The following is a 12,995-nucleotide window of genomic DNA, read 5'->3' as shown; positions in this document are numbered from 1 at the left end:
CTCTCTGTGGACGTGCGGCTCTCGTCCGCGGAGCTTTGGGTCGGGGTTCAGTTTTCTGCGGGGAACGCTACGCCGGTCTGCTCGGCGTAGGCGGCCAACAGCCGGTCCTGTGCCTGGGCGTCGTGCACGAGCTCGTTCACGCGGGTCTCCACCTGTTGGTGGAAGAGGAGCTGGCCGGTGATGTCACTGCCGTTCTCGACGCCCTCGGCCAGCCAGACCTGGGTCATGTAGCCGTCGCGCAGGCTGTCGGGGGTGCTGGTGTTCCCGTTATGGAAGCCCATCAGAGTGGGGATCCAACCAGGGGCGACTGCGTTGACCTTCCGGCCTGGCCAGAGGCGGGCCGTTGCCGTGGCGATCATCGCCATGTGCAGCTTGCTGTCGCCGTAGCCGATGCCGCTGCCTGAGCGCACCTCGTCAAGTCTTAGGCCTCCGCCGAGGTGCAGGTCTGAGGTGAGGTAGGTCAGCTGGCGCGGCGGGGTCACCAGCGCGGTGAGGAGATACGGCGCTAGGGAGTTGGAAGTGAGCAAGTCGCTGACGGGGAGACCGTACTCACCGGCATTATGGATAATGACGTCGAACTTGCCGAGTGCGTTGATCTGCTCAGCCAGCGCTCTGATCTGGTCAAGGTGGAGTAGGTCGCCGGTCACGACGGTTTCGAGGCCCGGCAGGTCGCGGCGTACGTCGGCGGCGCGCTGGTCATTTCTGGCGTGCGCCACGACCGTGTGCCCGCGTTTGAGGAGATGGGCGGCGGCGAGTTGCCCGGCGCCGGCAGTGGAGCCGGTGATGAGGATGCGCTTCGTACCGCCGTTGAGCGGCCGGACGTTCTCGTCGATCCATACCAGCTCGTCGGAGACCTGCTGGGTGTTGTACACGCCGGCACCATACAGGCCGCCCTCGGCCCTGACGGCGTTTCCGGAGGTTTCGGTGCGAGCGGACGCGGGTCCGGCCGGCGCCAATGTCGAGGGGATCTCTGAGGGAGTGCTGGTGCAGGCTACCAGGGCCGCTGCGCCGAAGGAGGTGACCGTCAGCAGGAGGCCGCGCCTGGTCAAAGGAGCATTAGAGAGCTTCATTCTTGTTGTTTCCTTCGTTCAGCCGGCAACGGCGATGGTGACCTGCTGCCCGTCCAGCTGTTCTATCTGCTCGATGTCCTGGGTCTTGCCGATCCTGGCCAGGTCGTTCGAGAAGGTGTTGCCGGCGGTGTTGTAGAAGAACCCGAGGTTGCCCCACGGCTTGTAGGAGAAAAGGTCCCCTGCTTCCGGGTCCAGGCCCGGGGCGTCGGTGAAATCCCACACACCGGTAGGGGTAGAGATCTTCTCCTTGCCGCCGTAGTCGGAGAACACCAAGGTCATGGGCAACATCGCCAGGAACGAGCGGGTTGTGGGGTTGTCCTCGTCGATGACGACTTCGACGACGGCACCCTTGGCGGTGAAGCGCACTACGGTGCCCACGACTCCGCGGTCTGCGGTTGGGGACAACGACCCGACCGTGGACGGCGTTACGGACGAGGCCGCGGTCGGCCCGGTGCTCCGGCTCGCCGACGAGTCCTGGGACTGCGCGGGGCCCGGGCTTTCACCGGACGACGCTCTGCTGCACCCGGCGAGGAGCAGCGGCAGCGCGATCGCAGCAAAGAGGGCTGTTCTGGGCAGTCGCATCGTGAAGGCCTTCCGGGTCGGTCCAAAGGGGTACTCAATCAATGCAACACAGCAAATTGACTTCGCGGGAGTCCCTGTCATGAGGGGTACCAGGAGGGACTCCCGCGCCGGCCACCCGCGGTGTTCCATGGATTCGTCCGAAAGACAGAATCGGGGAAGGACCATCCCGCCTGGACCGGACGGAAAGGCTGCATCGACGACGCCGCGGCACATCGACATCCACGAACCCAGAAAGGCCACCCATGACCTCGATAGAGTCCCGTGAACCGATAGACGGCGAGCAGCCCGGGCGCGGCCTGCAACGCCGCCACCTGCTGAAACTCACCGGAGCCGTCGTGGCGACCGGAACGCTCGCCGCAACGGGCGTCACCGCCGCCTACGCCGAGGCCAAACCCCAGTGGAACAGGAACTGGGACAAGACGTTCCCCCGCAGCAAGAACGTCGACCATAAGAAGGTCTCGTTCAAGAACCGCTACGGCATTGAGCTGGTCGCCGACCTGTACCGCCCCAAGGGCCTGAGCGGCCGGGCCCGGGCGCTGATCGTCGGGCACCCGTTCGGCGGCGTCAAGGAGCAGACCTCCGGCCTGTACGCGCAGACGATGGCCGAGCACGGCTTCGTCTCGCTCGCGTTCGACGCCTCCTACAACGGCGAGAGCGGCGGCACCCCGCGCAACATCGCCTCCCTCGAAGCCTTTGTAGAGGACTTCAGCGCCGCGGTGGACTACCTCGGCACACGCCCGGGCATCGACCGCGGACGGATCGGCGTGATCGGCGTCTGCGCCAGCGGCGGGTTCTCCCTTGCCGCCGCGCAGGTCGACCCGCGGCTGAACGCCGTAGCCACAGTGAGCATGTACGACATGGGACGCGCCTACCGCGATGGCCAGGGCTACGCCCCAGTTGCAAGCGAGGTCAACACCGTCGCCGAGCGCCATAAGGCCTTGGCCGAAGCCGCTGAACAGCGCTGGACCGAATTCGCCGGCGGAGAGATCCGCTACGGCGGCGGCGACGCGGTGCCGCTCAAGCCCTCGCAACAGGCGGCGGCCGATGAGTTCGCCGAATACTATGCCACCCCGCGTGGCCAGCACCCGCGGTCGCACGCGTTGAGCCTAACGAGCCTCGGAGCCATCACCAGCTTCATGCCGATGTCACAAATCGAAATGACCGCCCCGCGGCCGCTGCTGCTCATCGCCGGGGAGAAGGCGCACTCCCGCTACTACACCGAGGACGCCTACCGTCAGGCACCGGGACCGAAAGAGCTTCACATTGTCCCCGGCGCCGGGCACGTGGACCTCTACGACAAGGTCGACCTGATTCCCTGGGACAGGCTGACGGGTTTTTTCGACCAGAACCTCTGACCAGTCCCGAAACCAGGGAACGGGCACTGGCGCAATCGGCAGGTACCGTCAGCTGGACAGGAAGGTTACAGGGATTCCCAATTGAAGAAAGCTAGAGCCGTACATGTGAACAGGCAGGGTGCGACCCTAGTCCGCGGCTGGTGTCAGGACGATGCGCGGTTTGAACGCCGATAACCGTGATTCCGTAAAGCTGGGGGAGTGGATCTTGCGGCGGAGGCTCTGGTGCCATAGCCGGCCGACGCCAGGCTCTATCGCCAGGCAATGGAACTGCTGCCGACGTTAGACGGAGGAGTCGGAGCGTTCGACCCGGTCGGCTACCGCGGAGAAGCCATCCTGCTGGGCTTGGTGCCAAGTCAGACGCACGTGCTCGTCGGGCAGTAGTTCAAGGAACTCCTGGTTCTGTTGGGCGATGCAGGAGAAGTGGGCGAAGCACACGATCCCGGACCCATTGATTGCAATGGATCCCCAACCCTCCTCGGGGTTCCAGGCCACAACGGTTCCATCATCCATTCGATTACCCATGGAACCGATCGTAGGCCTTGCCGACAGCCGATACCGCAGGCGGACGGGCGCCCACGGGCTCAAGGAAAATGCGTACCCACGCACGACATCCACGTGCGGCCGCCGAAACCCGACGGGCGGCGTCCTCCACGGGCCCTTCCCGCAGTAAAGTAGCCGGCACGGCCCAACCATCGTCTAATGCGCGATGCTCTCATTCAACGACGCCTCGTCTGGAACGCCGATAACGGATATTCCGTAAAGCTGGGGGAGTGGGGGGAGTCGCGGCAGAAGCTCTGACGCTATTGCCGGCCGACCTCGGGGCCGGGTCGGGTCGCGGCCATGCTCCAACGTCAGGCAATGGCACTGCTGCTGCCGTTATGCAGAGGAGCCGGAGCGTTCGACCCGGTCGGCTACGGCGGAGAAGTCATCCTGCTGGGCTTGGTGCCAGGTGAGTCGCACGTGCTCGCCGGGCAATAGTTCAAGGAACTCCTGGTTCTGTTGGGCGATGCAGGAGAAGTGGGCGAAGCACACGATCTCGGACCCATTGATTGCAATGGATCCGTAACCTTCCTCGGGGTTCCAGGCCATCACGGTTCCATCATCCATTCGATTACCCATGGATCCGATGGTAGGCCTTCCCGGCAGCCGCTCCCGCCGGCGCGAACGATACCCGCAAGGGCTTTACCTGAACTTCAGGTTCTGGGGTACGGGCTCAGGCCGTAATGGCGCTTCGGATTGCCAAGAACGTTCACAGCGAACGTGGAACATTTGGGCCTCGGAGACCAACTTGACTTCTAAATCTATATAGATAGATTTAGAAGCATGGAGACTTTGGGGCGTGTCACACCAGCTACGGCGGCGGTGCTTGAAACCCTGCTGTCAGCAGAAAGCGTGTGGGGGCTTCAGATCGTCAAAGATACAGCCAAGAAGCCCGGAACGGTTTATCCCATCCTGGAGCGGCTTGAGGAAGCAGGATGGGTTCAAGGCGAGTGGGAAGCCGGTGAAGGCCGGAAGGGTCCTCGCCGCCGCTATTATCGTCTCCTCGCCGAGGCCAAGCCGCTTGCGCTCGAGTACGTCAGAGCGCAGCGAATGAAAGCCTTAACCGTCCAACGCCCATCTCCAGTCCTGCGAGAGGCCAGATGGGCTGCGGGATGAGGTCCGCTGAGACCGTTCTTGCGGTCTGTGTTGCATTGACCCCGGCGAGGCTTCGTTGCCTTCGCGAGGAACAGTGGAGAGCTGATCTTCGGGATGGACCTGCGATGGGCGTTTCAGCGGGTTCTGTGTTGGTGGGCGCGGCGTGCTCATCGGCAGCATCGCGGTTCCGGGATTTTTATCAGCGCGGCCGCATGCTCCTGTCGCGCCTTTCTAAGGGGGAAAACATGAAATTGGTAGTAGGCGTGGCCGGGGCCGCGGCGGTCCTGGTTGGAGCCGTGGTTGTTGGCGTTCAAGCCAACGCTGCAAACGGACAAGCAGATGCCTCTACGCTCAAAGCGTCAGCGGACGCCCGTGTACCAGGTGGATACGAAGGTTGGTGGACATCAACCCCTGTTTCCGGGGAAACGACAGGGCTTCCGGAGGAAACTAGCGCAGTTAACACCACCACCGGCCAGATCGTCGATGTCTTCAACCGCACCAAGAACGAGGCACGGCAAGAGATCTCCGTGGCGGACGTTCAATTCAAGGTTGTCCGGGATCCCTCTTGGCCTGAGCATTCTGTGGTGATCATAGATACAGCCTCCCGCAAGGTCATCGAGGACTTCCCGGTAGATGAAAAAGGGATTCCTATCATTTCAGGCAAGAGCAGCTTTTGACGTAGCTCTGGCCATGGGGTCCGTCCAGGTCAAGCCTCACCCTGCGACCGCGAACGCCCTTGCGGCCCCCAGGACCCGCTGGGCAGTGTCTTCCAGGGGGGCTTCCCGCAACAAAGTAGCCGGCACGGCGTCATCCAGGTACGGGTTCATGCCCTGGAACCAGGCCTGGACCACGGCCGGGGAATTCGACTCGGCCAGCACCGCAGCCACATGGTAGGCGTGCCGGAGCCGGACCATCACCTCGGCAGAGGGCTTCCGTTCACCCTCGATCCATTGCCGGACCGCCCGGGTTTCCTTCACCGAACCGATGTACGCCACCAGGCTCGCGCCCAGCATCGCCCGCAGGCCCAGCACCAGCAACGGGTCCTCCAGCCTCACCGAATACAGGTGCGCACTCAGACCACCAGGTGTTGCTGCTGTCTCCATGGCTCCATCGTCCCACAACACAGACCAAAACACACGCAAATCACACTCTGAATCACAGGTGATAAAACGCCGATAACCACCGTTATGTCAAGTAGAATAGTGATTATTGCATCTGATGCATGATCACCCCTCTCCTGCTTATCGGTCGCCGGATCCGCATTCCTGGACGCCGAAATGTGCCCCTGAACTGGGGAAACGCAGAACTAACGGTTGCCAGTGGTCGGTCGCTGGTCCATCGCAGCGGACCCAGAAGCTGGGTTGCAACAGGCTGGATTGGCCCGTGAATCCGCGGATTTGCGCGGGCTATGCATTAATTGCATGATTCTTGCATCCAATGCAATGTATCAGGAGGCTTTGTGGCGGTTGATTCAGCGGGACGTGTGCTCGAATTCGGCGCTGTGCGTTTCCTTCACCCGGAGGACCACGTGTTCACCCAGATGCTCAGCGGCTGGCGCAACCAGCAGTTGAGCCGGAACCTTGCGTTTGGCACCATCGAGGGCCGGGAACGGCTGGTGACGCGGTTTCAGGAGTCCACGAACGAGTATCCATGGCGATGGACGCCGGCCCACGTGGATGAGTTCTTCGGTGATCTGCGCAGCGTGAAACACTCTGCCCAATCCACGAGCCGAAGCTATCAGGCGGCTCTTCGGGCATTCTGCTCGTACGTCGCTTCGCCCGATTATGGCTGGGACCGGGTCTGCGAGCAGTATTTCGGATCGCACCCTTCACAGGTCTGTTTCGATTGGAACACGGCGGTCCACGCCCAGACCAACGAATCGGATCCCAAGCGGCGCCCCTTCACCCGGCAGGAGCTGCAGGTCTTCTTTGACCGGGCCGATGACGAGGTCGACAGGATCGCGACGCTGGGCCGCAAGGGCTGGCTGCCGGCCTACCGGGACGCTGTCCTATTCAAGGTTGCTTACTCCTGGGGTCTGCGGCGCAATGAGGTCAGGCACCTGCAGACCGTCGATTTTGCCCGGAACCCGCACGCGCGGGAATTCGGCAAGTACGGGGTCCTGCAGGTCCGCTACGGCAAAGCCATGAAGGGTTCACCACCCAAACGCCGCAGCGTCCTGGACCTGTTCCCTTCAGAACGGGGCACCCTTGTTTCGGAGACCGCGCTGAACCGAAGGTTCAACCGGTACTGCGAGGACCTGGGCCTCTCCCCCGGTTTGGACATCCACTCGCTACGCGCCGCTCCTACGTCACCCACCTGATCGAATCAGGCATGGACGCTTTGTTCGTCCAGCACCAGGCCGGGCATGAGCACGCCTCAACGACAGCCCTCTATACCTCCGTCTCCAGCGCCTACAGAGTCAAAACCCTGCGCCGTGCTCTGGACTCCACGGTCCGGGACGCGCTGGCCGGAATGGAAGACTGAACGCATGAAACGAGAGATCGACTACCGGTGGCGGCTTGCAGAACTTATGGCAGCCCGGGGAATGCACAACAGTACAGACCTCAGTCCCTTGCTCAAGGAGCGCGGCATCGAACTCTCCGCTTCCCAGGTCTATCGGCTCGTCACCCAACGCCCGGAGCGCGTCTCACTCATGATGATCGCTGCGCTCTGCGACATCTTCTCCTGCGGACCCGAAGACCTGGTCACCGTCACGGCGACAGATGCCAAGGTCCGCAAAGTCGCCTCCGACGCCAATGTCGTGGACCTGAACAAGACCATCCGGCCCAAACGTGCCCGGGTAATCCGCGATGACGGCTGAGATCAGCCCCCGGATGGCCATTCGGGGCCGGCCCCGCACCACCGGGGCATTCACCTGCGACAGGTGCTCCCGGGCAGCCAGCAAACACCGCGCCAGCTGGCCCGAAGGCAGGATCTGCGGGACCTGCTTCACGGTCGCCATGCGCACCCACGGGAACTGCCCCGGCTGCGGAACAGAACGCATGCTCCCCGGAAGGTCTGCTTCCCACAGTGATAACCCAGTCTGCGCCGATTGCGCCGGCATCACCCAGGACTACCACTGCTCCGGTTGCGGCACGGAAACCGAGCATTACCGCCAGAACACTTGCGCCCGCTGCTCACTCCGAAGCGACCTCGCCGGGCTGTTGCACGTCGAGGAGTCTCAGGGCACGGAAACCACGGCAGCGAAGCTGCTCGGGGCGCTCACCGGGGCCCAGCGCCCCGAAAGCATCCTCACCTGGCTCCGCAAATCCGGCGTCCGCGAACTGCTCGAACGAGTCGCTATTGGTGAGATCCCGCTCAGTCACGAGGCGCTGGACAGGGAACCCAGGAGCCTGCGGGTGGAGCACCTGCGCAGCCTGCTCATCCACCACAAGCTACTCCCGGTCCGGGACCACTACCTCGCGCTCTTTGAGCGGTGGCTAAGCGGCAAGCTTGATGACATTGATGACATCGAGGTTCGGCGACCCATTGAGTCCTTCGCCCGCTGGCATCACCTGCGACGCATCAGAACACTCTCTACAGACGGGAAGCCCACCCGCGGTCCCGTGCACAGCGCGAAGCAGGAAATCACCGAAACCATCAAATTCCTCGTCTGGCTCAAGGTCACTCACGAGCCGGCGGTCATCCAGCATCTCTGGAGGCCACTACAGGATCGAGCCAACGACTATATGAACGCCATGGCTTCACAGTTGCCCAGTCTGAGATAGAAGCCACAGAGTTCCCAGTAGCAATGACTAGGCCAGCCCAAAGTGAGCAATGAAGACGCAGCCCAGCCCCCGGAACAGGGCTAACGCCGTGCCGTGCCGGACGATCTGTTCTGCACGGCACGGTGCTCCCTATGGCGTACTTTCCGCCGTATGCACTGCCCGCAAGCGCAGGGCAATATACTGGCGGCCTGGAAGTTCCACCCTGAACCGGCCCGAGTAGGTGCCGGGGAGCGTTTCCAGCGTCATGTTCCAAGTGTCGATGATGTCAACCTCAAAAGCGATTTCCTGGGGTTTGACGAACCGCCGGTAGGTGGGTTGGAAGAAGCCAAAGTAGGTGAGCTCATACTCGTTTGCTATCCCTGCGCTGACCACATCCCAGGGACCGGTGAGAGGTTCCAACCGGCCGCCGGGGGCTTCGTCCTGGATCCTGCGCAGGAAACCGATGCGGTCAGGGCTGGTCCCCTTCAACGAACCACCCTTGGCCCACCACAAGACATCCTGCGAGTCCGTGTAGGTCTCTCCGTGGCCGACGTATCCCCCTCGTATGGCGCCTTCCCAGAAACGGCGGGTCATCTCCTCGCCGGTGATGTTGCCCCAGCCCTGGTCAATGTTGCCCTCATAGGCGCACTCGTCGATGACGATCGGCTTGCCGTACTGTTCTCGCCATTCACTGGTCATTTCGGCGGTTTTGTAAATGTCCCTGCGCTGGATGCTGCAATGGGTCACCCACGGGCGGCTGTGGTCGTAGAATTCGCGGCAGTTGTGGATGGAAAGTAGGTGACCGTTGGGGTCGTTGGCAACCACGATGTCCGCGAAGCGCTCCCAATCCTGAGTAGTCTTTTCAAACATCAGGTCATACTCATTTGCAAGTGACCACCAGATGTTTCGTTTCGACGCAAGGCGGGCTACGGCGTATTTCACAAACAGATCGTCCTGATCAGGGCTCATGGTGGAGAAGCCCCAGCGATCGTAGGCGTGGAAGAGGATCAGATCAGCTTCGATGCCCAGGTCTTCGAGCTGATCGATACGGCCTTCCAAGTGGGCCCAAAACAAAGGGTTGGGCCGAAGATAGTCGAATCCATCTGCGACCGATCCCTCGTATGGGTAGATCTCCGGTTCGTTTTCGTTGAACAGGTAGGACTTGGGGAAGACGCACATGCGCATCTTGTTGAAGGGGCCGTGGGCGAGGGTTGCGAGGGTTTCTTCTTCGAGCGCATCACCTTGGTGGGTCCACACGTAGGAGGTGGTGCCGATCGGCAGGTAGGGGGTGCCGTCGTCGTAGGCGAAGTGGAACTGCTCGGCTACCCGGACGACGCCGCGGGAGGATGCTTCCCCGGCATGGAAGTTTCCGGTGATGCCGTTCAGCGAGCGGGCGTTGCTGCGGGTGCTGAAGGCCCAATCCCCTGCTTCGGGGACCAGGAGGCGGATGCGGTAGCTGCCGTGGCCGTCGTAGAAGCCGGGCACTGTGTGGGTGTTGCCGTTGCCGGCGGTGAAGTCGGCGGCCAGTTCGACGTCGGTGAACGGGTTTCCGTGCTCGGGGCCCTGAAGCTGGATTTCGAACGGCGCCCATTTGGCCGCGGTGGCGGAGAACACCGCCTTCGCACTTCCCTCCGGCGTCTCTTCGGGTTCATAGTCCGCCTGTGGACGGGGCGCCCTCGGCGCTGTAGCTGCCGGCGTCAGAGATGGATCGATAGAGGTGATTCTGGCGAGAATTTCAGCTTTGCGTGCGTCATCGTCCTGGAGGCAATGTTCGGTTTCGAGGATGAGTCCGAGCGGGTAGTCGTACAGGGTATGCAGGATCGGGTTGGTAGCCAGCTCGGGGATTTCCGTTGCAATGACCCGGTGCCCGGACGCATCGCGCATCACATCAAGCAGCGGCGTGGAGGCTGTGAAATTAGCCATGATTCCTTTCAAGATTTCGGTCAGTTCGAAGCGACGGCGGTCAGCCCTGGCGGCGCCGATGTATGCCTGGGTAGCCAGCAACTCAGTCTGCGGCGCTTCGTTGAGTCCTGTGCGACCTGACCCTTTAAAACTCTGGGGGTTGACAGTATCCACGTCAACCGGTTGACCAATAATTTCATAGCCAAGAGCTCCAAGGTGCGAGCTTGAGAGTTCCCTCGTGGCAATGTCCACTCCAGTCCAAAGTGAGCTATAGCAACGCAGCCGAGACCTGGGAAACACCCGGGGGCACCACACTGAGTGAGTACTCAACAGTGAAAAACGGCTGGCCCCATCCGTAGAGCGAAAGGAGCCTGTCGGTGAGCACGCCCTCGGTGAACCACCGCCAGCGAGATGGGCATCCTGGCTCCGGCTCGAGACGGCACCGTGATCCCTTTGGCTTCCACCGCAACCTGGGCATCTACGCCGTTGCACTTCGCCTAGCCGCAGACCAGCAGTTTGGATAGTGCTGGCACTGTCGGTGTAAGCGCCATGCTTACCTGCCGATTCAGGCAGGATGGTGCTGGATTCCAGCGGTTTCGAGCCGCTGGAAAATCCCGTCGACAATTTCACGGAAGTCGGCGCCGTCGCTTGGTGTCCACTGCTCCCAGGCGATGTCGACCGCGGCGAGTCCGGCGGTGGCCAGGACTCTTGCCGTGAGTTCGTCCTCAACATGTCCCAGCAGCGCGGCCGTGAGCGCTTCGGTGTTGGCCGCTCGCCGTTCCCTCAAGCGGGCCTTAAGCGCTGGCTCGCTCGCAATCAGACGGAGCCGGGCCCGCAACTGCCCAGGCTCGTGCGTGGCTGTCTGCACCACGGGCTCAATGGCAGCACGCAGCAAGTGCCAGCCACCGGAATGCGATCCCGGAGCAATGGTCTCGATGGCTGCCAAGTAGTCGATTTTGGCGCTCTCTACTGATGCGACCACAACATCTTCCTTGCTGCCGAAGTAGCGGAAGAACGTCGCTCGGGATATTCCGGCCGCACGTGCTGCGTCATCCACGGTCACCGCCGCATAGCCGCGTTCGATAAACACCTCGAGTATGGCCGCAGCCAGCTCGGCCTTGACCAATTCCCGGGTTCTTTCCCTGATTCCCACCATCACCGTCCTAGTATAAGATCTGAGACGCAGTATCAAAGCAGATATCTCATCTCAGTTTTAGCGGGTTAGGACAGACCATGGCCATAGCAAGTGCCACTCTTGAACCACCAGCCGTAGGGACGCCTGTGCGGCCAAATCTTGTCATCGCTGTACTCGCCTTTGCCGGTATGAGCGCGTCATTCATGCAGACCATCCTGATTCCCATCCAGGCGAAACTTCCTGAGCTGCTGGGCGCAAGCAGGGACGACACGGCGTGGGTCATTACCGTTACTCTGCTTGTGTCGGCGATCTGCACTCCCGTCTCAGGCAAACTCGGTGACATGTACGGCAAACGCCGTATCGCCGTCGTCCTGTTGTCCTTGCTCATAGCAGGCTCGGTGATCTGTGCGTTTTCTCCTTCCGTGATCCCCCTGATCATCGGGCGCGGTCTGCAGGGCACGGGGATGGGCGTGATCCCGCTTGGCATCTCCATCCTTCGCGATGTCTTACCGAAGCAACGGCTCGGTTCCGCGATCGCTTTGGTGAGCGCGACGCTCGGTGTCGGCGGTGCCCTTGGCCTGCCCATCAGCGCACTGGTTACCGAGCATTTCGACTGGCATGTCCTATTCTGGGTCGCCGCCTGCCTTGGCGGACTTGCCCTGATCTTCTACCTGGTTGTCGTCCCGTCCGCCGGCTCAAATGTCCGCGGCCGCTTCGATGTCGGCGGCGCCATCGGCCTCGCCATCGGACTGGTCGGCCTTCTTCTTGCCGTATCCCGCGGCAATGAATGGGGCTGGACCAGCGCCCCGACCCTCATCTGGTTGGGCATCGGTCTTGTCTCACTGATCCTGTGGGGCTGGTACGAACTTCGTCAGGCCAATCCCCTTGTCGATCTGCGGGTCAGCGCCCGGGGAACCGTCCTGATGACCAACCTTGCATCTATTGCCATGGGCTTCGCACTGTTCTCCTCCAGCATTGTTTTCCCACAACTGCTGCAACTCCCGGAAGCCACAGGCGGACTCGGCCTTCAGTTGCTCAACGCGAGCCTGATACTCATGCCATCCGGCCTCGCAATGCTCGCGATGTCGCCCGTCGCCGGCAGGATCGAACGCCGCGTCGGACCGAAACCACTGCTCGTCGCAGGGGCCATGATCATTGCCCTGGCCTACGCGGCGGCGGTCGTGCTCGATCTGAACATGTGGCTCGTCCTCAGCATCAACACCGTTATCGGCGTCGGTATCGGCCTCGGATATGCGGCCATGCCCACGCTCATCATGCAGGCAGTACCCGCAGGTGAGACAGGGGCCGCCAACGGGCTCAACACACTCATGCGAGCTCTGGGAACAAGCATTGCCGCAGCCGTGGTCGCGGCCGTTCTGGCGAACTCGGCTTCCAAAACCGCCGGCGGTGCTGCGATTCCCTCCGCGGGCGGCTTCGAACTGGCGCTCGTCTTCGGGCTGGGCTCAGCAACGTTGTGCGCGATCCTTGCCGCCCTCATTCCCAAGCCCAAGCCCGCACTCAACGAAGAGCCGTCACTGCCCGAAGAATCCCATTCAGGGAAATGACTACCGCGCGCGAAGTAACCACCAGCACCCCCAAACCATAGACG

13 protein-coding genes and 1 pseudogene are annotated in these 12,995 nt (G+C 62.1%); 7 read left to right on the top strand and 7 right to left on the bottom strand.

Features of this window, described 5'->3' with window-relative positions; translation table 11 throughout:
* Positions 1-47: 47 nt before the first annotated feature.
* A complete protein-coding gene (locus ACIPV6_RS10535; RefSeq protein ID WP_400270822.1) occupies positions 48-1,070 on the bottom strand; it encodes an SDR family NAD(P)-dependent oxidoreductase in 1,023 nt (340 codons plus the stop codon).
* An 18-nt stretch (positions 1,071-1,088) separates the two neighbouring features.
* The gene (locus tag ACIPV6_RS10530; protein WP_400270821.1) at positions 1,089-1,652 is read right to left on the bottom strand and encodes a cyclophilin-like fold protein; all 564 of its coding nucleotides are present in this window, start codon (positions 1,650-1,652) and stop codon (positions 1,089-1,091) included.
* Between the two features lie 242 nt (positions 1,653-1,894).
* On the opposite strand from ACIPV6_RS10530, the gene ACIPV6_RS10525 reads away from it, so the two are divergent.
* Positions 1,895-3,007 carry an alpha/beta hydrolase gene (locus ACIPV6_RS10525; RefSeq protein ID WP_400270820.1) on the top strand — a complete coding sequence of 371 codons (1,113 nt, stop codon included), beginning with the start codon at positions 1,895-1,897 and terminating at the stop codon, positions 3,005-3,007.
* A 279-nt stretch (positions 3,008-3,286) separates the two neighbouring features.
* Here ACIPV6_RS10525 and ACIPV6_RS10520 read toward each other — a convergent pair whose 3' ends face one another.
* Both ACIPV6_RS10520 and ACIPV6_RS10515 read right to left on the bottom strand, forming a co-directional pair.
* Complete coding sequence (locus ACIPV6_RS10520) at positions 3,287-3,517, bottom strand: hypothetical protein (protein ID WP_400270819.1); 231 nt, start codon at positions 3,515-3,517, stop codon at positions 3,287-3,289.
* A 366-nt stretch (positions 3,518-3,883) separates the two neighbouring features.
* Positions 3,884-4,114 carry a cold-shock protein gene (locus tag ACIPV6_RS10515; protein ID WP_400270818.1) on the bottom strand — a complete coding sequence of 77 codons (231 nt, stop codon included), beginning with the start codon at positions 4,112-4,114 and terminating at the stop codon, positions 3,884-3,886.
* Positions 4,115-4,330: 216 nt separating this feature from the next.
* Between ACIPV6_RS10515 and ACIPV6_RS10510 the strand changes: the two genes are divergently transcribed.
* Positions 4,331-4,663, top strand: a complete 333-nt coding sequence (locus tag ACIPV6_RS10510) for a PadR family transcriptional regulator (protein ID WP_400270817.1) — start codon at positions 4,331-4,333, stop codon at positions 4,661-4,663.
* A 224-nt stretch (positions 4,664-4,887) separates the two neighbouring features.
* Positions 4,888-5,319, top strand: a complete 432-nt coding sequence (locus ACIPV6_RS10505) for a hypothetical protein (RefSeq protein ID WP_400270816.1) — start codon at positions 4,888-4,890, stop codon at positions 5,317-5,319.
* 36 nt (positions 5,320-5,355) lie between these two features.
* On the opposite strand, the gene ACIPV6_RS10500 is transcribed toward ACIPV6_RS10505, so the two are convergent.
* Positions 5,356-5,745 carry a hypothetical protein gene (locus tag ACIPV6_RS10500; RefSeq protein ID WP_400270815.1) on the bottom strand — a complete coding sequence of 130 codons (390 nt, stop codon included), beginning with the start codon at positions 5,743-5,745 and terminating at the stop codon, positions 5,356-5,358.
* 356 nt (positions 5,746-6,101) lie between these two features.
* Between ACIPV6_RS10500 and ACIPV6_RS10495 the strand changes: the two are divergent.
* From ACIPV6_RS10495 to ACIPV6_RS10485, 3 genes and pseudogenes are all read left to right on the top strand, one after another.
* A pseudogene (locus ACIPV6_RS10495) lies at positions 6,102-7,126 on the top strand (tyrosine-type recombinase/integrase).
* A 4-nt stretch (positions 7,127-7,130) separates the two neighbouring features.
* The gene (locus ACIPV6_RS10490) at positions 7,131-7,463 is read left to right on the top strand and encodes a helix-turn-helix transcriptional regulator (RefSeq protein WP_066275886.1); all 333 of its coding nucleotides are present in this window, start codon (positions 7,131-7,133) and stop codon (positions 7,461-7,463) included.
* Positions 7,453-8,370 (top strand): hypothetical protein, encoded by a 918-nt coding sequence (locus ACIPV6_RS10485; protein WP_400270814.1) that lies wholly within the window; start codon positions 7,453-7,455, stop codon positions 8,368-8,370. Before ACIPV6_RS10490 ends, ACIPV6_RS10485 begins: the two co-directional genes overlap by 11 nt.
* Before the next feature lie 129 nt (positions 8,371-8,499).
* On the opposite strand, the gene ACIPV6_RS10480 is transcribed toward ACIPV6_RS10485, so the two are convergent.
* A complete protein-coding gene (locus ACIPV6_RS10480; protein WP_400270813.1) occupies positions 8,500-10,272 on the bottom strand; it encodes a DUF5605 domain-containing protein in 1,773 nt (590 codons plus the stop codon).
* Between the two features lie 544 nt (positions 10,273-10,816).
* Positions 10,817-11,407: a TetR family transcriptional regulator gene (locus ACIPV6_RS10475; protein ID WP_400270812.1), complete on the bottom strand. Its 591-nt coding sequence runs from the start codon at positions 11,405-11,407 to the stop codon at positions 10,817-10,819.
* A gap of 77 nt (positions 11,408-11,484) precedes the next feature.
* Here ACIPV6_RS10475 and ACIPV6_RS10470 point away from each other — a divergent pair, with 77 nt between their 5' ends.
* Positions 11,485-12,951 (top strand): MFS transporter, encoded by a 1,467-nt coding sequence (locus tag ACIPV6_RS10470; protein ID WP_400270811.1) that lies wholly within the window; start codon positions 11,485-11,487, stop codon positions 12,949-12,951.
* Positions 12,952-12,995: the final 44 nt, after the last annotated feature.

Origin of the sequence: Paenarthrobacter sp. NPDC089988, from assembly GCF_044748465.1 — a bacterium.
Taxonomy (GTDB): Bacteria; Actinomycetota; Actinomycetes; order Actinomycetales; family Micrococcaceae; genus Arthrobacter.
This window is presented reverse-complemented; position numbering and strand designations above follow the sequence as displayed.

What these genes read in the sequence shown, in the direction of transcription:
- ACIPV6_RS10535 (WP_400270822.1), bottom strand. Translation starts at nt 1,070, where the DNA reads ATGAAGCTCTCTAATGCTCCTTTGACCAGGCGCGGCCTCCTGCTGACG.
- ACIPV6_RS10530 (WP_400270821.1), bottom strand. Translation starts at nt 1,652, where the DNA reads ATGCGACTGCCCAGAACAGCCCTCTTTGCTGCGATCGCGCTGCCGCTG.
- ACIPV6_RS10525 (WP_400270820.1), top strand. Translation starts at nt 1,895, where the DNA reads ATGACCTCGATAGAGTCCCGTGAACCGATAGACGGCGAGCAGCCCGGG.
- ACIPV6_RS10520 (WP_400270819.1), bottom strand. Translation starts at nt 3,517, where the DNA reads ATGGATGATGGAACCGTTGTGGCCTGGAACCCCGAGGAGGGTTGGGGA.
- ACIPV6_RS10515 (WP_400270818.1), bottom strand. Translation starts at nt 4,114, where the DNA reads ATGGATGATGGAACCGTGATGGCCTGGAACCCCGAGGAAGGTTACGGA.
- ACIPV6_RS10510 (WP_400270817.1), top strand. Translation starts at nt 4,331, where the DNA reads ATGGAGACTTTGGGGCGTGTCACACCAGCTACGGCGGCGGTGCTTGAA.
- ACIPV6_RS10505 (WP_400270816.1), top strand. Translation starts at nt 4,888, where the DNA reads ATGAAATTGGTAGTAGGCGTGGCCGGGGCCGCGGCGGTCCTGGTTGGA.
- ACIPV6_RS10500 (WP_400270815.1), bottom strand. Translation starts at nt 5,745, where the DNA reads ATGGAGACAGCAGCAACACCTGGTGGTCTGAGTGCGCACCTGTATTCG.
- ACIPV6_RS10490 (WP_066275886.1), top strand. Translation starts at nt 7,131, where the DNA reads ATGAAACGAGAGATCGACTACCGGTGGCGGCTTGCAGAACTTATGGCA.
- ACIPV6_RS10485 (WP_400270814.1), top strand. Translation starts at nt 7,453, where the DNA reads ATGACGGCTGAGATCAGCCCCCGGATGGCCATTCGGGGCCGGCCCCGC.
- ACIPV6_RS10480 (WP_400270813.1), bottom strand. Translation starts at nt 10,272, where the DNA reads ATGGCTAATTTCACAGCCTCCACGCCGCTGCTTGATGTGATGCGCGAT.
- ACIPV6_RS10475 (WP_400270812.1), bottom strand. Translation starts at nt 11,407, where the DNA reads ATGGTGGGAATCAGGGAAAGAACCCGGGAATTGGTCAAGGCCGAGCTG.
- ACIPV6_RS10470 (WP_400270811.1), top strand. Translation starts at nt 11,485, where the DNA reads ATGGCCATAGCAAGTGCCACTCTTGAACCACCAGCCGTAGGGACGCCT.